Annotated in this window: 18 protein-coding genes; 6 read left to right on the forward strand and 12 right to left on the reverse strand. The window is 52.8% G+C overall.

Features of this window, described 5'->3' with window-relative positions:
• Positions 1-2: 2 nt before the first annotated feature.
• Positions 3-572, reverse strand: coding sequence for a hypothetical protein (locus ACH1XZ_RS05645; RefSeq protein ID WP_395594723.1), 570 nt, complete (start codon positions 570-572; stop codon positions 3-5).
• Between the two features lie 353 nt (positions 573-925).
• Here ACH1XZ_RS05645 and ACH1XZ_RS05650 point away from each other — a divergent pair, with 353 nt between their 5' ends.
• On the forward strand, positions 926-1,210 hold the full coding sequence (locus ACH1XZ_RS05650; protein WP_395594724.1) for a VF530 family protein: 285 nt from the start codon (positions 926-928) through the stop codon (positions 1,208-1,210).
• Here the strand turns inward: ACH1XZ_RS05650 and ACH1XZ_RS05655 are convergent.
• Positions 1,200-2,204, reverse strand: a complete 1,005-nt coding sequence (locus ACH1XZ_RS05655; RefSeq protein ID WP_395594725.1) for a zinc-binding dehydrogenase — start codon at positions 2,202-2,204, stop codon at positions 1,200-1,202. The two genes, ACH1XZ_RS05650 and ACH1XZ_RS05655, sit on opposite strands and share 11 nt — an antisense overlap.
• A 214-nt stretch (positions 2,205-2,418) precedes the next feature.
• Between ACH1XZ_RS05655 and ACH1XZ_RS05660 the strand changes: the two genes are divergently transcribed.
• Both ACH1XZ_RS05660 and ACH1XZ_RS05665 read left to right on the forward strand, forming a co-directional pair.
• On the forward strand, positions 2,419-3,705 hold the full coding sequence (locus ACH1XZ_RS05660) for a glycoside hydrolase family 10 protein (RefSeq protein ID WP_395594726.1): 1,287 nt from the start codon (positions 2,419-2,421) through the stop codon (positions 3,703-3,705).
• A gap of 278 nt (positions 3,706-3,983) precedes the next feature.
• Positions 3,984-5,252, forward strand: a complete 1,269-nt coding sequence (locus tag ACH1XZ_RS05665; RefSeq protein WP_395594727.1) for an amino acid permease — start codon at positions 3,984-3,986, stop codon at positions 5,250-5,252.
• A 48-nt stretch (positions 5,253-5,300) separates the two neighbouring features.
• On the opposite strand, the gene cfa is transcribed toward ACH1XZ_RS05665, so the two are convergent.
• Positions 5,301-6,455, reverse strand: coding sequence for a cyclopropane fatty acyl phospholipid synthase (cfa, locus tag ACH1XZ_RS05670; RefSeq protein ID WP_395594728.1), 1,155 nt, complete (start codon positions 6,453-6,455; stop codon positions 5,301-5,303).
• Positions 6,456-6,561: 106 nt separating this feature from the next.
• On the opposite strand from cfa, the gene ACH1XZ_RS05675 reads away from it, so the two are divergent.
• Positions 6,562-7,368: a helix-turn-helix transcriptional regulator gene (locus ACH1XZ_RS05675; protein WP_395594729.1), complete on the forward strand. Its 807-nt coding sequence runs from the start codon at positions 6,562-6,564 to the stop codon at positions 7,366-7,368.
• Here ACH1XZ_RS05675 and ACH1XZ_RS05680 read toward each other — a convergent pair.
• Positions 7,365-7,715 (reverse strand): hypothetical protein, encoded by a 351-nt coding sequence (locus ACH1XZ_RS05680; RefSeq protein WP_395594730.1) that lies wholly within the window; start codon positions 7,713-7,715, stop codon positions 7,365-7,367. The two genes, ACH1XZ_RS05675 and ACH1XZ_RS05680, sit on opposite strands and share 4 nt — an antisense overlap.
• A 259-nt stretch (positions 7,716-7,974) precedes the next feature.
• On the opposite strand from ACH1XZ_RS05680, the gene ACH1XZ_RS05685 reads away from it, so the two are divergent.
• Together ACH1XZ_RS05685 and ACH1XZ_RS05690 are read left to right on the forward strand one after the other, a co-directional pair.
• Positions 7,975-8,751 (forward strand): MBL fold metallo-hydrolase, encoded by a 777-nt coding sequence (locus ACH1XZ_RS05685; protein ID WP_395594731.1) that lies wholly within the window; start codon positions 7,975-7,977, stop codon positions 8,749-8,751.
• Positions 8,752-8,765: 14 nt separating this feature from the next.
• Positions 8,766-9,728 carry a GlxA family transcriptional regulator gene (locus tag ACH1XZ_RS05690; RefSeq protein ID WP_395594732.1) on the forward strand — a complete coding sequence of 321 codons (963 nt, stop codon included), beginning with the start codon at positions 8,766-8,768 and terminating at the stop codon, positions 9,726-9,728.
• A gap of 311 nt (positions 9,729-10,039) precedes the next feature.
• On the opposite strand, the gene ACH1XZ_RS05695 is transcribed toward ACH1XZ_RS05690, so the two are convergent.
• The 8 genes from ACH1XZ_RS05695 to sad all read right to left on the reverse strand — a co-directional run bounded on the left by ACH1XZ_RS05695 (position 10,040) and on the right by sad (position 17,776).
• Positions 10,040-10,480: a GNAT family N-acetyltransferase gene (locus ACH1XZ_RS05695; RefSeq protein WP_395594733.1), complete on the reverse strand. Its 441-nt coding sequence runs from the start codon at positions 10,478-10,480 to the stop codon at positions 10,040-10,042.
• A gap of 11 nt (positions 10,481-10,491) precedes the next feature.
• Positions 10,492-11,406 carry a bestrophin family protein gene (locus ACH1XZ_RS05700; protein WP_395594734.1) on the reverse strand — a complete coding sequence of 305 codons (915 nt, stop codon included), beginning with the start codon at positions 11,404-11,406 and terminating at the stop codon, positions 10,492-10,494.
• A 285-nt stretch (positions 11,407-11,691) separates the two neighbouring features.
• Entirely contained in the window at positions 11,692-13,143 is a 1,452-nt protein-coding gene (locus ACH1XZ_RS05705; RefSeq protein WP_395594735.1) for a tagaturonate reductase, read from the reverse strand.
• A gap of 114 nt (positions 13,144-13,257) precedes the next feature.
• Positions 13,258-13,785 (reverse strand): GNAT family N-acetyltransferase, encoded by a 528-nt coding sequence (locus ACH1XZ_RS05710; protein WP_395594736.1) that lies wholly within the window; start codon positions 13,783-13,785, stop codon positions 13,258-13,260.
• Positions 13,786-13,870: 85 nt separating this feature from the next.
• Entirely contained in the window at positions 13,871-14,863 is a 993-nt protein-coding gene (locus ACH1XZ_RS05715) for a sensor domain-containing diguanylate cyclase (protein ID WP_395595556.1), read from the reverse strand.
• Between the two features lie 165 nt (positions 14,864-15,028).
• Positions 15,029-15,394, reverse strand: a complete 366-nt coding sequence (locus ACH1XZ_RS05720) for a DUF4186 domain-containing protein (protein WP_395594737.1) — start codon at positions 15,392-15,394, stop codon at positions 15,029-15,031.
• A complete protein-coding gene (gene glsB / locus ACH1XZ_RS05725; RefSeq protein WP_395594738.1) occupies positions 15,394-16,320 on the reverse strand; it encodes a glutaminase B in 927 nt (308 codons plus the stop codon). The genes ACH1XZ_RS05720 and glsB overlap by 1 nt, the downstream gene beginning before the upstream one ends.
• Positions 16,321-16,390: 70 nt before the next feature.
• Positions 16,391-17,776, reverse strand: a complete 1,386-nt coding sequence (gene sad / locus ACH1XZ_RS05730) for a succinate-semialdehyde dehydrogenase (RefSeq protein WP_395594739.1) — start codon at positions 17,774-17,776, stop codon at positions 16,391-16,393.
• Positions 17,777-17,834 lie beyond the last annotated feature (58 nt).

The following is a 17,834-nucleotide window of genomic DNA, read 5'->3' on the forward strand; positions in this document are numbered from 1 at the left end:
CATTAAATGCATGGCCCAGTAGCGCAGCCATACATCATAAATAGCGGGAATAATGGGAGTAATGGGATGAGTGCGATGGAACCCGCGGTAGTCAGCGTCTGGGTTTTATCATTGATTGACACCACAATCGGCTGCTCCAGCCGATAAGGTGCCGCCAACTCCTCCGCATCAGAACTAGACCAGAACCCGTTGGCTTTAAACATCACGCCAAGGTGGTCGTTATCGATTGAGGTCGCTTTATACTCATTGCGCAGAATAGTTTGCTGGCTGGCATCGACATTACGCTTATCGATAACTACCAGGTACTCTGCCGTGACTTCATGATCCTTAACCGCAAAATTCACCCGCACGCCGGATGCCTGCTGATGAAAACGCTGATAAAACGTGTTATAGCGTTGATATTCCTGAGGCATCCCCTTACGGAAGAAGCGATAACTGTGCTTTTCAGAGCTGGCAATAATGCCGGAATCAATCGGTTTAATCGCCACAATTGTTTCGGTCGGCGGTAGGTTTGGGGTATTGGCGCAACCGGCCAGCAGTAGCGCTACCAGCAATGATGCATATTTCAACATGTCTTCTTTTCCTGTTCGCTATCTTGTCATCCACAACATCATAGAACCTGGACGACGGTATTCGTAACCCCCAGATCCTTGTAGCGTCTTAAAAAACTAAAGTGACAACGTCACATCAATAATCATAATCCCAAATAAAAGTTAATTATATGAATTATAGAGTAATTTCTGTTTTATCGCGCGCTACGTAAATTCTGATATTTTACCAGTGCCATCGTACGTCAGAATTCACGTACAGCTGCCTTAAAATCGAGCGAAAATTCAACATGCCCACCTGCGCCATTGCCGGATGTTCCGCTTTCTTGTAACCTTCCCCCGCGCATCATTTTCACCTCAATTTTAACGGACCTCCCATGACAGAACATATTTCTAAAGATCCTTTGCACGGCGTCACCCTGGAAATGCAGGTCAATGCGCTGGTGGCACGTTATGGGTGGGTACAGTTGAGCAAGCTGATAAACATCAACTGCTTTAAGAATGACCCGAGCGTGAAATCCAGCCTTAAATTTTTGCGACGTACCCCGTGGGCGCGTGCTGAAGTGGAAGCGCTTTATCTGGACTCGTTGACCGGCGATGTGGAAATAACGCCGGAAGAACCGGCGTTTAATCCGTGGGGTAGCGGGAGAACTAAGGGTTAACGCGAATCAACGGCTTACCACTGAACTGACGATGACGAAGCTGATTCAGCAGCACGGCCAGTTCGGCAAAATCCGCGATCACCGTCTCTTCGGCCACTAAACGCTTCGCCACCAGATCCAACATGATCTTTTCACCGGCGGCCGTCAACTGGTGCCATGCATCGTCATCGCCGTACCAGTGAAGGGCACCGAGCGCCACTTCATGCATCGACAACGTGCGGCCAAACGGCGCGCATGGCCACTGCGTCAGCCGCCCCTGAATCGCGATGATGTGACCATTTGCCTTCAGCGCGGGGGTCAGACGAGCAGCATGATCCTCGTTAACGCTATCAATCACCGCAAAGAACGATGCCGCTTTTTCCTCTGGCCACAAGCTGCCGGAAGTTAATGGCCCCTCAATGCAGGTTTGCGCGCCCAACGCCTTTAAGCGCTGCCAGTGACGCGGGTTGCACATCGCGGTGACCGCAAATCCCCTCGCCGCTGCGAATTGCACAAGATAGTGGCCTACGGCGCCACCGGCACCGCTTATCAACAGCGGCGCGCCGTTAATCACCGGCAGTTTTTCAATAGCAAGCCAGGCCGTCAGCGCCGGACAAGGAAGGCTTGCCGCCGTTTCAAAACTCAATGACTCCGGCAAACGCATCAGAGCGCGAGCTGCAACGGGCGTATGCTCCGCATAGCTGCCGGGCTTCGCGAGGCTCTGGTGATATGCGACGCGCTGGCCCAGCCAGCTTTGATCGACGCCCTCACCCAGCGCGACCACCGATCCCGCGCCGTCAACGCCGGGGACATGGCCCTTTTCCCAGTCAACCAAACCCGGGCTTAATACCTTCCAGTCCACCGGGTTAAGCCCGATAACCGCGTTGCGAACCAAAACGTCGCCCGCCGCAAGCTGTGGGATGGCAATGCGCGTCAGCTCAAGCGCTTCTGGCTCGGGGCTGTTTTGCCACGTCCAGGCGAGATGCGTGTCGGCAGTCGGTGAATATTCAGACATAGGGCTTCCTTACTGTTTTCAGGATCGATAACCATCAACCTTAAGAAATTCGCAGAAATAAGGCAAATGACATATCGGGATGATCCTTATCATTTCGTGTGATATCACTGTGGCTAACCGATTGACTTCGCCGTGAATAGTACGAAAATGTTCATCACTCGCGATAACCCGAATAACGGCACCTATGACTCTCAGTTCTTTTAGTTTCTCCCGAATGTCAAAAACGAAAAAAGCCGCCGCGCTGATTGCCGCCGCGCTATTTCTGGTCAGTTGCGATTCAAAGACCCCCGTTAAAACGTCATCTGGCGTCAATACGGGTAAAACTCAGCAGAAAAATAATGAACCGATGCGCGGCGTCTGGCTCGCCACGGTTTCACGACTCGACTGGCCGCCTATTAGCTCGATTAACGCCAGCAGCAGTATGCAGCGCGTTATCGAGCAGCAGGCCGCAATGCGCGACAAGCTTGATAAGCTGAAAAGCCTCGGCATTAATACCGTTTTCTTCCAGGTAAAACCGGATGGTACCGCACTATGGCAGTCTAATATTTTGCCGTGGTCGGAAACGCTCACGGGCACCATAGGCCAGTACCCCGGCTACGACCCGCTACAGTTTATGCTGGATGAGGCGCACAAGCGCGGCATGAAGGTTCATGCCTGGTTCAACCCGTACCGCGTTTCCACCAATACCAAACCTTCAACCGTGACCGCGCTGAATAATACGCTGTCGACGATGCCGCCGAGCGTTTACGTTCTGCATCGCGATTGGATCCGCACCGCGGGGGATCGTTTCGTACTGGACCCAGGTATTCCGGAAGTGCGTGACTGGATAACCAGTATCGTGGCGGAAGTCGTCTCTCGTTACCCGGTTGATGGCGTGCAGTTTGACGACTATTTCTACACCGAGACTCCCGCTTCAGCGCTGAACGACAACGCCACCTATCGCCAGTACGGTCAGGGTTTTGCCTCAAAAGCCGACTGGCGACGCCACAACACCCAGCAGCTAATTTCGCAGGTTTCGCACACCATTAAGCAGCTCAATCCGAACGTTGAATTTGGCGTGAGCCCAGCCGGGGTATGGCGAAATCGTTCACACGACCCCGCGGGTTCAGACACGCGTGGCGCTGCCGCTTATGATGAATCCTACGCCGATACGCGCCAGTGGGTGCAACAGGGTCTGCTCGACTATATTGCGCCGCAGCTTTATTGGCCGTTTGCTCGTGATGCAGCGCGCTATGACGTCCTGGCAAAATGGTGGGCGGATGTCGTCAAACCTACCAATACTCGTCTCTACATCGGTATTGCGCTGTATAAAGTGGGCGAACCGTCGAAAAATGAACCAGACTGGACGGTCCAGGGCGGCGTGCCAGAGCTGAAAAAGCAAATTGATATGAATGAGTCCGCCACTAATATCAATGGCACAATATTGTTCCGCGAGGGCTACCTCGAACAGCCGCAAACTCAGCAGGCCGTGGATTATTTAAAAAGCCGCTGGGGTAATTAAATAGATAAAGGAATCGGCGAGCTGTCGTCGATTCCTTTGCTATAAATGGCAAGAAGTTATGGTGATGTAAAAGGTGTTATTAATCCTCTTGTAACTTCCAGTAAATACCAAAAAAGACTTGCGGGGTTTATCGCGCAACCAGTAGTATCGAAAAGAAGGCACCAGAATAGCCTCATATAATAAGAAATCAGTTTTCCATCCTTTTATGCTTTCCGCTTAGGTTACCCCCAATAGCTCCTCCATTAACGTCCGCGTTATTCTCGATATATATGAGTACTATGAATAAAGAAACAGCGATATCTCGTCCTCAATGGACGAAAAAAGATACCATCTGGATGATGGGTGTTTACGGCGCAACGGTCGGTGCGGGCACGCTTTTCCTACCGGTTGAAATTGGTACCCGCGGTCCGCTTGTCTTTATTCTGCTACTCCTTCTGGGATTTCCACTATCGCTCGTGCCGCACGTGCTGATCTGCCGCGTCTTTATGCGCGACCAGCAGAAGGACGACGGTAACGACCACACGCTGCCGCTGTTCGGCTCTTTCTTTGGCCCAAAAGGCCGTCAGGCCATGAAGCTGTTTTTCTGCGTGGCGCACTACCCGGTTACGCTGGTGTATGCCGTTTCATTAGTGAATGCGCTGAGCCATTTCCTGAGCGAACGCCTGCACATTGCCGGTATTAACCGTGCAACGCTTACGCTGGTGGTCCTGCTTATTCTCCACCTGGTGCTGAGCAAAGGTCGCGATAAAGTCGTGAGTACCATGAGTGCGCTGGCCCTGCCGTTTGCCATTGCTATCATCGTTATCGCCGCCTCACAAATCCCGGCCTGGGACCTGGGGAACGTCACCCATGCGTGGCAGCAAACGCATACCTCAACCCCTGGCAGCACGCTGAAAGATTTGTGGCTGACGCTACCGCTTATCGCCTTCTCACTGTGCTCGGCGCCGCTGATTCCCGCGCTGGCATCCTGGTATCGGGAGCCGGGTAACGGCGGTGAAGATCAGTCCGTGAGGGTTATCCGCCGCGCGTATGGCTTAATTTTCTTCAGCATTATTTTCTTCGTGCTGAGCTGCATTTTGAGTACGCCGCGTGAAACCTTTGAGATGGCGAAAGCGCAGAACCTGAATGTGCTGTCGGTCATTGGCGGCAACGGCGGCATGGGTGCGCTGCTCTATCTGGCGCCATTTATTGCCATTCTGGGCATGACAAAATCGTTTTTAGGGATATCAATGCCGGTTGCTGAGACCTTTAACGTGCTGGCGGCCGATCTCTTCAATATTAAACGGACCAGCCATATTAAACGGGTTAAATTAATCACCTCGGTGCTAATGTTTATCGTCACCTCAGTGGTGGTTTATCTTAACCCTGACGTGATTAATATGATTGAAACGCTCTGCGGGCCGTTAATTGCGATCTTCCTGTTTGTGATCCCAACCTGGTTGATTTTCACCCGCCCGGCGTTGAAAGCGATGCGAGGGTTTATCTCGGTGATGGTGATGGCGAGCGGCGTGTTGACCGTTTCAGCGCTGCTGTATGCGATGTTTTGAATAATTGAAATGAGCGTCACGTCGCCCAAAAGCGACGTGACAAAGCCATTAACGATAAACGTACATTCCACCCTCAGTACCGCGACTGAACAGCACCTGCCAGAGTTCGATATCACGGGCGCGGAACGCACCGGCGCAGGCGCACAGATAGTAGTTGAACATCCGGCGGAAACGCGGCGTGTAGTTAGATGACAAACCCGACCACGCCTGATTAAAGCGTTCATGCCATGCCATCAACGTTTTGTCGTAATCGCTGCCAAAGTTATGCCAGTCTTCCATTACCAGACGTGATTCACTGACGCTCGCAATCTGGCGAATCGACGGCAGGCAACCGTTCGGGAAGATATATTTGTTGATCCACGTGTCTACGCTGAGCCCGGTTTGGTTACTCCCGATGGTATGTAGTAAAAACAATCCATTAGGCTTAAGGCAACGGTCAACAACGCTAAAATAGGTATCGTAGTTTTTTGGCCCAACGTGCTCAAACATCCCTACTGATACAATCCGGTCATAGTCGGTATCGAGGTCACGGTAGTCCTGCAGCAGGATATTCACATCCAGCCCTTCACAACGCTGCTGCGCTAGTTTTTGCTGTTCGCGGGAAATGGTCACCCCGTCTACGCTAACGCCGTAGTTTCGCGCCGCGTAGGCTGCCAGCCCTCCCCAGCCGCAGCCGATGTCCAGCAGACGCATACCGGGTTTGAGCTGCAGTTTTTCGCATATCATTTCGAGCTTGGCATTTTGCGCTTCTTCCAGCGACTGTGCGTGACGCCAGTAGCCGCAGGAGTACTGCATATGCGGGTCAAGCATCAACGCAAAAAGATCGTTGCCAATGTCGTAGTGTTCTTTGCCGACAATCCATGAACGGCTGCGCGACTGGAGGTTAAACAGGCGCGCGCTGACAACGCGTAAAATATCTTTCAGGTTGCCGGGAACCTGTTTATCCAGTTTTGCTTTCAGGATTTTGCAGAACAGAATGTCTAAACGCTCGCAGTCCCACCAACCTTCCATATAGCTTTCGCCTAACCCCAGCGAACCCTGCTGAAATACACGCTTAAAGAAATCAGCATGGTGAACCTGAATATCCCATGGCCGGGCACCATTGATTTTAATATCGGCCTGACTGAGCAGGTCATTTCCCATCCGCGACCAATTATCGTTCAATTCATCAATGCTAATTACGTCTGAGCAAACCGTGGCCATGTTTCTTATCCATAAACGAGTCAATATGATGTGCAGAAGATTATTATGGATAAGCGGATGGTATGTATTATGATGTGAGGACAATATTTATCGAACAGATGCCATAATGATGGATGGTAACCCTCCTTTCTCCCTTCAGCAGACCAAGCAGTGGTTTTCATCGCAAGATGACTCAATGAAAGAGCTGCCGCAGTCGGTCTATTTTCGCTCTTACATTCTGGCCGCAAGCAATCACGTCGCCAGGCACAGTCATAGCTTCGCGCAATTTCACTTTGCACGTAAAGGCAGTATGCGCATCGATGTGGCAGGGAAATGCTGGGTGATCCCGGCGCATTATGGTATCTGGATCCCGCATAACATCGAACACGCAGTATGGGCGCTGGATGACGTCTATCTGGAGAATCTGGATATCGACCCGGATTTTTTACCCGAATCGATCGACGATTGTAAGGTCGTGGCCATCAGCGATTTTGTACGCGAGTTCATCCACTACGCGACGACAACCACGCCGGAGCGTTATGACATTGCCGCCAAGGAAGGTCAGTTAGTGAGCGTGCTGCTTGATGTGATTCTGAAGCTGCCGGAAGTTGAACTGATGCTGCCCTGGCCGCACGATGCGGCGCTTATTAAGGTGTGCAGAACCATTCAGGAGTCACCGAGTCTTGAACATGCGATGGAAGACTGGGCTCATCATCTTGGCATGTCAGCCCGCACGTTTTCCCGTCATTTTAAGAAAGAGACCGGCATGCCTTTCAGCGCATGGAAACAAAAAATGCGGCTTCTGGAGTCGGTCGTTCATCTGAAGAAAAATAAAAATGTCACCGCCGTGGCGCTGGAAGTGGGATATTCCAGCACCGCCGCATTCAGCTACGCGTTTCGTCAGGCATTTGGCGTACCGCCTTCAGGCTATTAATGGATGGCTTTATTTCTAGGATTGTATTTATAGATAAAGGCTATCGACCTTCCGGTCATATGCTGCACTTCTTTAATACTATGTCCTTGTAAGAGCAGCTGCTGAATGCGTAATTTATCGCGCTCAACGTCCTGCTTTCGGCTATCGCGAGCAACAACCTCACGCGGCGTATTGATTTGCAACTGAAGATGACACGCGCCTATCTTCTCCCACGCTAAGCGACACTGGTCTTTAGTGGCATCAAAATGTGTCGATATTTCCTGCCAGAGACGTAAAGCGCGACGGTAAAATCCCTTAGATTCATTACATTGTGCAAGCAGGATGAGAGCGTTAACTTCGGCGGTCATAATCGAAACCCACGAGTGAATGAGTGGAGCGCATATGCGCTATGGCTTAATTCATTTGTATGATAAATACAATTTAACGACCCTGTCTACGCCCGATCTGACCAAATTCCATACTCATTTTTCATGATTCCTATGCCTTGATGGCATGGACTAGCGTCATATTGGCCCAATCACATCGAATGTTGGCTTTTAGCCAGCGGCGAAGTGGGATCGTAATGCGCATACTGTGTCTATCGAAACCGAACACGAGGATGCCACGATGAAAATTACCCAGATCCGCAATGCCACTCAGCTGCTTACCTACGCCGGAAAACGTTTTTTGATTGACCCGATGCTAGCACCGAAAGACACGTATCCCGGATTTTCCGGCACCGCTCGCGCGGAAATTCGTAACCCAATGGTGGAATTACCGTGTGAAATTGACGCACTACTGGATGTCGATGCAATCATCGTAACCCACACTCACCCCGATCACTGGGATGAAACCGCAGCCAGCGTCATCCCAAAATCCATGCTCATTTACGTGCAGAATGACGGTGACGAAGCGCTGCTGCGCGCTCAGGGCTTTACCCGGTTACAGCAGCTTTCGGCAACCAGTCACTTCGGCGATATCACACTGATTAAAACGGACGGCCAACATGGTTCTGATGAAGCCTACGCGGTTCCTGAACTGGCTGAACGACTGGGCGAAGCTTGTGGGGTAATTTTCCAGCATCCATCAGAGAAAACGCTGTATCTGGTGGGAGACTCTATCTGGATTGATGGCGTAGCTGATAACATGCGTCAGTATCAGCCAGGTGTCGTTATCATGAACACCGGCTGGGCGCATGTGCTGGGGTTTGGCCCGATTATCTTTGGACTGGAAGACGTACTGAAAGCACACCATCTTCTGCCGCAAGCGCAGATTGTGGCGACCCATATGGAAGCGGTAAACCACTGCTTAGTCACGCGCCGTGCGCTGCGCACCTATGCTGAAGATAATCTGATGGCGGATGTTGTTCATGCCCCGGAAGATGGTGACACCGTCACTTTATAACGGAGATAAATCCCATGCCCACCACCACAGTTGCGATTGTTGCGAGCGAAGGCTTCAGCACCTTTCACTTCTCAGTGCCGCTCATTTTATTTGGCGACAGCGTGAGCGAGCAGCCTCGTTTTACCCGCTATATCTGCGCGGAAACGCCGGGGCTGGTGTGGTCAAAAGAAGGAACTGCGGTACAGGCTGATAGCGATTTTTCGGTGCTGGCCCACTGCGATATCGTCATTGTTCCCTTCTGGCGACATGTGGGTGAAAAACCATCAAAAGCGCTTCTCGAAGGGCTGATTGCCGCCCGAGCAAATGGCGCCACGCTGGTTGGCCTATGCCTTGGGACCTTCGCCCTGGCCTATGCCGGGCTGCTCGACAATCGGCGTGCCGTTACGCACTGGGAATTTGAAAAAGCGTTCGAGCAACGGTTCCCCAAGGCCTGGCTTGACGTCAACGTCCTCTATACCGATGACGACGGCATCATCACTTCCGCCGGTACCGCCGCCGCGCTGGACTGCTGCCTGTATGTGATTCGCCAGCGTTTTGGTGCCCGTGTGGCTAACCATATAGCCAGGCGAATGGTGACGCCACCCTATCGTGAAGGCGGGCAGGCTCAGTACATTGAACAGGTGATACCACATAGCACCGGGGATACACGCATTAACCAACTTTTGACCTGGCTGCAGGACAATCTTCAGCAGGTACACCAGATTGATATGCTGGCCGAGCGTGTCGCTATGAGCCGCCGAACGCTGACCCGTCATTTCCAGAAAGCAACCGGCATGTCGATTGGTGAATGGATAACCACTGAACGCCTGCGTCGCAGCCAGATGCTGCTGGAAAGCAGCGGACTCACCGTTGAACAGGTGGCGGAGCAGTCAGGATTTCAATCATCCATCACCTTCCGGCAGATATTTCGCGAGAAACTGGGCGTCAGTCCGGTGGAATGGCGCAAAACCTTCCGGGGAATGGCAAACGAGCATTAGTCAAAAATGTTATCCACAGAAACGGTGCACAACCTTGTGGGTAATTAGCCTAAAAGCCGTTGATTATCTGAAGATTCGCCCCCTGCTTAAGGGCGCAGCCATGGTCTGCGCCCGAACAGGAGTGCGTTATCGAGGGTTAACGGCCTACCAGTTGAAGGCGCGAACCAGCGATAAATCCCAGGCGGTAGCGAAGAGTGAAATGAACACAATGATGTTCACGGCAGTTTCGATTCTTTTTTCCATTCTGATTCTCCTTATGTCGGTGCAACCATTAAACATGGAAAACCTTAATGATTTATTCTGCGTTACGGTTAAAGCGTAACAGAATAACGTACGAAATCATCGGCTGCGACAAACTCATCATAAAGCTTACGCGCCGGATTATGAATACGCGTATGCCAATAGAAGCGTGACCATCCCTGCTCTTTCCCCTCGTTTAGCACAAATTGTATGAGCGACCGCGCTACCCCTTTGCCCCGGAATGCAGGATCAACGAACAAGTCTTCCAGATAGCAAATAGGCGCTGTAACCCAGGTGCCTTCATGCAATACGCAAAGTGCAAAGCCAGCCAGTTGTCCTTCAACCAGTGCCACACGACAAAAAATGGGCGACTGCGGGTCAAGCATGCGCTGCCAGGTGTGCTCAGTAACGTCTGCAGACAGGTTGCTGGCGTAAAACCCGCAGTATCCCTGCCACAGCGCCAGCCAATGCGCTTTATCTTCTGCCTGTACAGGACGAAATGTGACGGTCATTGATGCCTCTCTTAGTTCAGCTGATAGTATTTATCAGCGACGATCCGGGCGGGTATCTGCGACTCATCATTCATTTGCAGTAAATCTATCTCGATAGCGTTACAGATAGCGTCCAGTGGTAAGTCATTATTTTCCATACCGAAGGGTTCTTCAAGCTCTTCTGCCAGCGTATCCAGTGAGATAAAGGTGTACGAAATCAGCACCGAAATAAACGGCGTCATGTAGTGCAGGTCAACAACCAGCGCGAACGGCAGCATGATGCAGAACAGATAAACGGTGCGATGAAGGATCAGCGAATAGGCAAACGGCACCGGCGTATTGGCAATACGTTCGCAGCCTGCCAGCACGATAGACATATCGTTGAGACGAATATTGAGGCTGTGGAACAGAATATCGGACAGTGCCCCGGAGCGTCGGCGCTCGGCCAGCCATTCTCCCATGATAAGCAAAATACGGTTAGCCGGAGACTGGGCGGCCAACACCTGCGCCAGGTGCGCTTCAGAGAGATATTTAGCCAGCACGGCGCGATTAGGCTGGCGGCGGAGCGTAAGGCGCAGGCAATGGGCAAAGGCAATTTGCAAACGGACAAACTCCCCTACGTGCGGGTCGTCATGGAGCGTGTTTTTCACCTCGCGCAGCAGAGACCGGGAGGCAATCATCAGTTGTCCCCACAGCTGGCGCGCTTCGACGTAACGTGCATAGCAGGCATTGTTACGGAAGCCGAGAAATATCGCGATAGCGACGCCCAGAATGCTAAATGGCGCGACGGTAAGCTTGAAGCCTAGCGAGGAATACCACGGCAGAATGAGGATAACGACTATCGACAACAGGAAATTGAGCAGTAAGCGAGAGAAGATTTTTGGCAGTACAGAACCATGCCAGACGAAAATGCGTGCCAGCCAATGCTGGTGAGGACGAACGATCATGAGTTTTTCAATCAGGTTAATAAGTTGTGTATTAAACGTGATCTTAGTCATGTATTCAAGCGGTACAGAGGGCGGAATGGTATGCTGATGGGGCCCTTTTTGTGCTGTTTAGCGTTGTTTGCACGGGGTTAAGGTGGGTATATATTGAAGATATCAAATGTATGTTGTAACTAATTAATGTGCTATTGAAGGTATTGTGCGATCCCGGAGTCGGCTTTGCCTCGTCCGGGCTACCTATATAAAAAAACCCGGCCGGAGCCGGGTTAGATTCGTGCATCGGGCACATTAGCAGAGCGGTTTCACCGCTTTACGCATGCCTTGAGTCAGAATAGCGTCGAGGTCAGCTGCAACCTGTTCGACCAATCCATCAACTTGTGTAAGATCTTGTTCCCAGTGCTCGCTCACGGACAGTACCGCTTTCACCAGATCTGTGGTGCTAATCTGCTGGTCACGATGTGCAGCCCAAAGCTGCTGGTAACGGTCAATCCAGTGCGCGTCGTCCTGCACCGGGTACGCTTCGCCGTTACGCTCTGCGCGGTAGAAGGCAATCAGCGCCGCTAGCGCAAAGGTCAGACGCGCTGGCAGTTTACCGCTTGCCTTCTGCCCTGCCAGCAGCTGCGGCAGGATACGGGTGCGGAACTTGGTCATGCCATTCAGCGCGATGGAAAGCAGCTGGTGTTTGATGTATGGGTTACGGAAACGGCCTGTGACCGCGCTGGCGAAGGACTCCAGCTCGTCTTTTGGCAGATCCAGTACCGGGATAATTTCTTCGTAGATAGCTTTCTCAACAAACGCGCAGATCTCAGCGTCGTTCATCGCTTCGCCCACGGTATCAATCCCCGCCTGGAACGCGACTGGAACCAGCGCCGTGTGCGCACCGTTGAGGATAGCCACTTTACGTTCTTTATACGGTTTGATGTCGTCGACAATCAGCACGTTCAGCGCCAGTTTGTCCAGACGCAGTTCGCTGGCCAGTGATTTTGGTCCCTGGATAACAAACAGGTAGAAGTGTTCAGCGGTATCGAGGAAACCGTCTTTATAGCCGAGTTCAGCTTCCAGTTTCGCCGCTTCATCACGTGGGTAACCGGTAACAATACGGTCCACCAGCGTAGAGCAGAAGGCGTTAGATTCGTTAAGCCAGGTCATGAATGCTGCCGGCAGCGCCCACTCTTGCGCATAACGAACCACCAGCTCATGCAGCGCTTCGCCGTTATAGTCGATCAGTTCACAAGGAATGATCACCCAGCCTTTATCCGCAGCACCGTTGAAGTGGGTGAAGCGTTCGAACAGCAGACGCGTCAGTTTAGCCGGGTAGCTTACCGCTGGCGCATCATCAAATTTGTCACCCGCATGGTAGCTGATGCCCGCTTCGGTGGTGTTAGAGAACACGAAGCGCATGTCAGGGTTGTGTGCCAGCTTCAGGAACTCGGCATAGTCAGCGTAGGCGCTGATTTCACGGTTGACAGAACGAATCAGGCGCGCGTCGCTGACGGCTTCGCCCTTCTCATTCAGGCCGCGGATGATCGTAGTGTACAGACCATCCTGGGTGCTCAGAGATGGCGGGAAATCGCTCGCGATAGGACGAACGATCACCACACCAGAATTCAGGTCGGTATGTTCGTTCAGCAGGTCAATCTGCCAGTCAACGAAGGCGCGCAGGAAGTTGCCTTCGCCGAACTGGATAATACGTTCAGGGTATTGGGCACCGGGGAAATCATGGCGGTTCAGTGTTTTCACAATGGGTTCCTTTCTGGATTAGTCATACAACCTGCTCAATTGGTCTAATAACTTATCAGATTTTCCGCTTATGAAACCCTGTTTTGATCAAAAGTGAGAGAATAAATAGTGAATCTATAAAAATTTGTAAAATATAGAGGTTGCCGTGAGTTCGCCATCGGGCATATAGGCATAGCGCGGAACCTCGCCAACCTTCTGCCAGCCACAGCGCGTATAGAATGTCTCTGCGCCGCTACCCGTGGCGGTATCCAGTACCAGCACGCTTTTTTGTGCATCCACAGCAATCTCTTCCAAACGCTGCATCAGAGCACGGGCAATGCCGCTACGACGCGCGCTTTCATGCACCAGCAGCTTAGCCACGTCAGCGCGATGTGGCTGGTTCTCCGGCTGGTCGACAACTAATTGCACCGTGCCCACAATATTCTGCTCGGCATTCTTCGCCACCAGCACTATGCGCTCTTCACGCGCGACGCTCGCCGCCATACGCTGCCAGAATGCCCGCGCCGTTTCTGGCTTGAAAGGTTGCATAAAACTGACCGAAGCGCCGCCGTCGACGCAGTTACAGAGCACGTCAGACAGCGGTTCCAGGTGGGTAAGAATGTCGGCCTCAGAAAAGGTGTGTAGAGTGAAGGTCACGGTCATGATGTTCTCCTTGTTTATATGCGCACTACTATCACGCTAACAATTTGATAACACAACGACCTTTATCATCGGATATTCTTATGCCCTAATGGGCGAATATTTGGTTTTTACCGCGACGTTTTGCTTCATATAGCGCGCTATCCGCCGCCTGTAGCCAATCAGAAACTTCGTGCATGTCAGGAAGCGCATCGGCAATACCAATGCTTAGCGTCAGCGTCTGGTGATGATCCGGACGCTCTGTCACTACCGCAGTAGCATCCATAATTCGCTGCGCAATGCCGCGCCCCTCTTCCAGAGACGTATCGGGCAGCAGGATAACAAATTCGTCTCCCCCTAGCCTTGCAGGCGTATCTGTCCCCCGCGTCGCCATTTGCAGGATCTGTGAGACCGTTTTCAGCATCACGTCTCCCACTTTATGACCATGGCGATCGTTAATCTCTTTGAAGTTATCAAGATCGATAAACATCAGCAGCGAATGGCCGCAGTGTTGCTTGAGACGAATGAGCTCCCAGGAAATGCGCTGCTCCAGAAGGCGACGGTTCGCGATATCAAGCAGGGGATCGAGCATCGCAATACGTTCCAGCTCCTGGCTTTTCAGCCGCAGCTTCACCGCAATACTATCGGTCATGAAGCTAAGGGCGAGAAGATAGAGCGAGATAAGCGGTAGCGTCGCCAGCATGGTCTGCTGCGTCACGAACCCGTTAAACGGCATTCCCGTCAGCACCCAGGGACCGGCAAAGACGCTAAGCATCGTCGCCGCCGCTTTACGCATCAGCGGGATCCCCCCGGCAGAGAGTCTGTCCGCCAGCAGGATCGTGGCAATGGTCACCGAAGGCAGCGGATTGACCGCCATCATGGCTATCCAGAATCCCCCTGCACCGGCATCAAACAGCAGATTCTGAAATTCAGCATCGCGGGGAATGGGCGCTTTAACCGCACGTAGATAGGCCACCGTTGGCCAGATGAAGGCATTACACGCCAGCAGTAGCTGAAAATAGACTGGCTGATGACGTTCAATAAGCACGGAAACAATCGGCAGGAAGCACAAAAAGGTGCCAAGCATCCGCATCAGATACATTCGTCTGACAAACCGGGTACCTGTCACCCCATTATTCGCAATTTGCTTGCCAAATCCATTCATAACACAATTTATTCCGATACGTCGCCCGGCCTATCATATTCAACGAGCGATGTCACATCAACCTATCAAAATAGATAGCTTTTCAGAATAAACCTATAAATGTTAGCGATCGGGACGGTTCATCTGCAGCACCAGCCAATGGTGGATCACGCTGACCACATAATGCTGTTGCGCTGCGGTCAGCGGCTGCCCCTGAGGAATACGGTGCCATTTCTCGAGACAACCGCGACAGCAGGTTGCGGTTGCGTGCTGAGCAATGAACACAGGATGCCCGCGCATCGGCGTTTGCTTACCATCATTTTTGGGCCAGGCGGGAGCAAGTCTACCTGCGACGAAATCAGCCGCATGCTGGTCGATAGTCTCCGCCCCTTTGTCATAACAGTACTGCCGTTCTTTTACGCCCAGATGAAAACGGCTGCGAAACGGTGAACGTTGCAGTCGCGCAAATAGGCTTTCTAACGCGTCCATCAGTAAACCGAACGTCCTATTTGTTGCGTGAGTTTTTCCAGCACAGCGACCCCCGCCAGCGAGTTACCCGTTTCATCAAGCTCCGGGCTCCAGACGGCAATCGCCATCTCGTGTGGCACAATCGCCACGACGCCGCCGCCAACGCCGGATTTCGCCGGTAGCCCCACGCGCCAGGCAAATTCCCCGGCGTTCTGATACATCCCGCTGGTTGCCATTAACGCGTTCACCTGGCGCGCCTGCATTGGAGAGATAACCGGCGTATCAAGGTGCAGCGCCTTCCCCTGATTTGCCAGAAACAGGAAGGTGTGCGCCAGTTCAACGCAGTTCATTTCCAGCGCGCAGTAGTGGAAATAGTTCTGCAGCACCGTCGTGACATCATGATGGAAATTACCGAACGATTTCATCAGCCAGGCAATCGCCGCATTACGCGCCGAATGTTCAAACTCGGAACGCGCCACCTGCGCATCGTAGGCTATGCTGGATACGCCGCTAAGCTTGCGCACAATTTCAAGCATCCGCTGACGCGGAGCGCTCAGCCGCCCCTGTAACATGTCGCAGACTACCAGCGCCCCGGCGTTAATAAACGGGTTACGCGGGATGCCCTGCTCAATTTCAAGCTGCAAAAGGGAATTGAAGGGTTGCCCGGAAGGATCTTTACCGACGCGGGACCAGATCTCCTCAGCCGGATAGTGATTCATCGCCACCACCAAGCTCAGAACTTTCGAGATCGACTGGATAGAAAAACGTTCATTGGCGTCGCCCGCGCTAAAATGCTGCCCGTCGACGGTGCTGATAGCAATCCCCAGTTTATTGCCGCTGATGCAGGCCAGCGCCGGAATATAATCCGCCACCTTCCCCTGCCCAATCAGCGGCCTGACATCATCAAGAATAGATGCCAGCATGGCATTATTGATAACCGTAGCCACTTACACTCCTTGCCCACAGGCTATTTTCGGCCTGGGAGTATAGCAGAGCCTAAGGGCTACGTCGTTTCGCTTAGTGTCTATCTTTCCAGACCGTCTGCACATTACAGAATTCGCGCAGACCAAAGTGCGACAGTTCACGGCCAAAGCCGCTTTTCTTCACGCCGCCGAAGGCAACACGCGCATCGCTGGCGCTATAACCATTGATAAACACCCCACCGCATTCCAGCTCATCGGCGAAACGCTGCGCCTGGGCCGTATCGCCGGTAAAGACGGTCGCAGACAGACCAAACTCACTGTCATTAGCCAGCGCCAGCGCATGATCCGCATCACGGGCGACGGTAATCGCCGCCACCGGGCCAAACATCTCCTGGCGGAAAGCGGTCATAGTCGGTGCCACATTTGCCAGAACGGTAGCCGGATAGTAGTTACCTTCGGTACTCAACAGTTCGCCGCCGAGCAACAGAGATGCCCCCTCGTTAACGGTCGCCATCACCTGGTTATGCAGCTCATCGCGCAAATCAAAACGCGCCATTGGCCCCAGATAGTTCTCTTCGTCGGTCGGTTCACCCATTTTGAGCACCGCCGCCGCCGCAACGAATTTCTCGGTAAACTGTTCAGCAATGCCCGCTTCAACAATAAAGCGTTTCGCCGCCGCGCAGACCTGCCCGGTATTCTGGTAACGCCCAATCACCGCCGCCTGCACCGCCATGTCGATATCGGCATCGTTCAGGACGATAAACGGATCGGAGCCGCCAAGCTCCAGTACGCATTTTTTCAGCGCCGCGCCCGCCTGAGCGCCAATCGCTTTCCCGGCACGTACGCTGCCGGTCACGGTGACCGCCGCAATGCGCGGATCGTTGATAATCTGCGTCACGCCATCGTTCGTCGCGTTAACCCAATTAAACACGCCGGCCGGAACCCCCGCTTGCGCCACGATATCGCCGATCAGCGCCGCGCAGCCCATCACGTTAGGCGCATGCTTAAGAAGATAGCTGTTGCCCGCGAGCATAATCGGCACCGCCCCGCGCAGCACCTGCCATAGCGGGAAATTCCACGGCATCACCGCCAGGACCGGGCCAAGCGGACGGTATTCAATCACCGCCTGGTTGTTCTCAACCTGAGTCGATTCGGTCGCCAGCATCGCCGGGCCGTGTTCCGCATACCAGTCGCACAGATGGGCTGATTTCGCCACTTCGCCACGCGCCTGGTTAATCGGTTTCCCCATTTCACGGGTAATACATTGTGCCATCTCTTCGCCACGTTCACGCAGAACACGGCCAATCGCACGCAGCGCATCGGCGCGCTGTTCAATGGTCGTCTTGCGCCATTGACGAAATGCGGTATCAGCAAGCGTAATGGCCATATCCACTTGCGGGCCGGTAGCCCACGGCAGCGACGCGATGGTGTCGCCATTTGCCGGGTTAATAGAGACAGCGTGGGTTGCAGGTGAAGTCATCTTTTTTCTCTCTCAATCAATTGCGCAGTGATGACAGTTTCGCCTATCCTGATGTTTA

The sequence above is a fragment of the Kluyvera chengduensis genome, from assembly GCF_044197065.1.
Lineage (GTDB): Bacteria > Pseudomonadota > Gammaproteobacteria > Enterobacterales > Enterobacteriaceae > Kluyvera > Kluyvera ascorbata_C.

What these genes read in the sequence shown, in the direction of transcription:
- ACH1XZ_RS05715 (WP_395595556.1), bottom strand. Translation starts at nt 14,863, where the DNA reads ATGTATCTGATGCGGATGCTTGGCACCTTTTTGTGCTTCCTGCCGATT.
- ACH1XZ_RS05690 (WP_395594732.1), top strand. Translation starts at nt 8,766, where the DNA reads ATGCCCACCACCACAGTTGCGATTGTTGCGAGCGAAGGCTTCAGCACC.
- sad (WP_395594739.1), bottom strand. Translation starts at nt 17,776, where the DNA reads ATGACTTCACCTGCAACCCACGCTGTCTCTATTAACCCGGCAAATGGC.
- ACH1XZ_RS05680 (WP_395594730.1), bottom strand. Translation starts at nt 7,715, where the DNA reads ATGACCGCCGAAGTTAACGCTCTCATCCTGCTTGCACAATGTAATGAA.
- ACH1XZ_RS05645 (WP_395594723.1), bottom strand. Translation starts at nt 572, where the DNA reads ATGTTGAAATATGCATCATTGCTGGTAGCGCTACTGCTGGCCGGTTGC.
- ACH1XZ_RS05695 (WP_395594733.1), bottom strand. Translation starts at nt 10,480, where the DNA reads ATGACCGTCACATTTCGTCCTGTACAGGCAGAAGATAAAGCGCATTGG.
- ACH1XZ_RS05650 (WP_395594724.1), top strand. Translation starts at nt 926, where the DNA reads ATGACAGAACATATTTCTAAAGATCCTTTGCACGGCGTCACCCTGGAA.
- ACH1XZ_RS05655 (WP_395594725.1), bottom strand. Translation starts at nt 2,204, where the DNA reads ATGTCTGAATATTCACCGACTGCCGACACGCATCTCGCCTGGACGTGG.
- ACH1XZ_RS05710 (WP_395594736.1), bottom strand. Translation starts at nt 13,785, where the DNA reads ATGACCGTGACCTTCACTCTACACACCTTTTCTGAGGCCGACATTCTT.
- ACH1XZ_RS05685 (WP_395594731.1), top strand. Translation starts at nt 7,975, where the DNA reads ATGAAAATTACCCAGATCCGCAATGCCACTCAGCTGCTTACCTACGCC.
- cfa (WP_395594728.1), bottom strand. Translation starts at nt 6,455, where the DNA reads ATGGCCACGGTTTGCTCAGACGTAATTAGCATTGATGAATTGAACGAT.
- ACH1XZ_RS05700 (WP_395594734.1), bottom strand. Translation starts at nt 11,406, where the DNA reads ATGATCGTTCGTCCTCACCAGCATTGGCTGGCACGCATTTTCGTCTGG.
- ACH1XZ_RS05720 (WP_395594737.1), bottom strand. Translation starts at nt 15,394, where the DNA reads ATGGACGCGTTAGAAAGCCTATTTGCGCGACTGCAACGTTCACCGTTT.
- ACH1XZ_RS05675 (WP_395594729.1), top strand. Translation starts at nt 6,562, where the DNA reads ATGATGGATGGTAACCCTCCTTTCTCCCTTCAGCAGACCAAGCAGTGG.
- ACH1XZ_RS05660 (WP_395594726.1), top strand. Translation starts at nt 2,419, where the DNA reads ATGTCAAAAACGAAAAAAGCCGCCGCGCTGATTGCCGCCGCGCTATTT.
- ACH1XZ_RS05665 (WP_395594727.1), top strand. Translation starts at nt 3,984, where the DNA reads ATGAATAAAGAAACAGCGATATCTCGTCCTCAATGGACGAAAAAAGAT.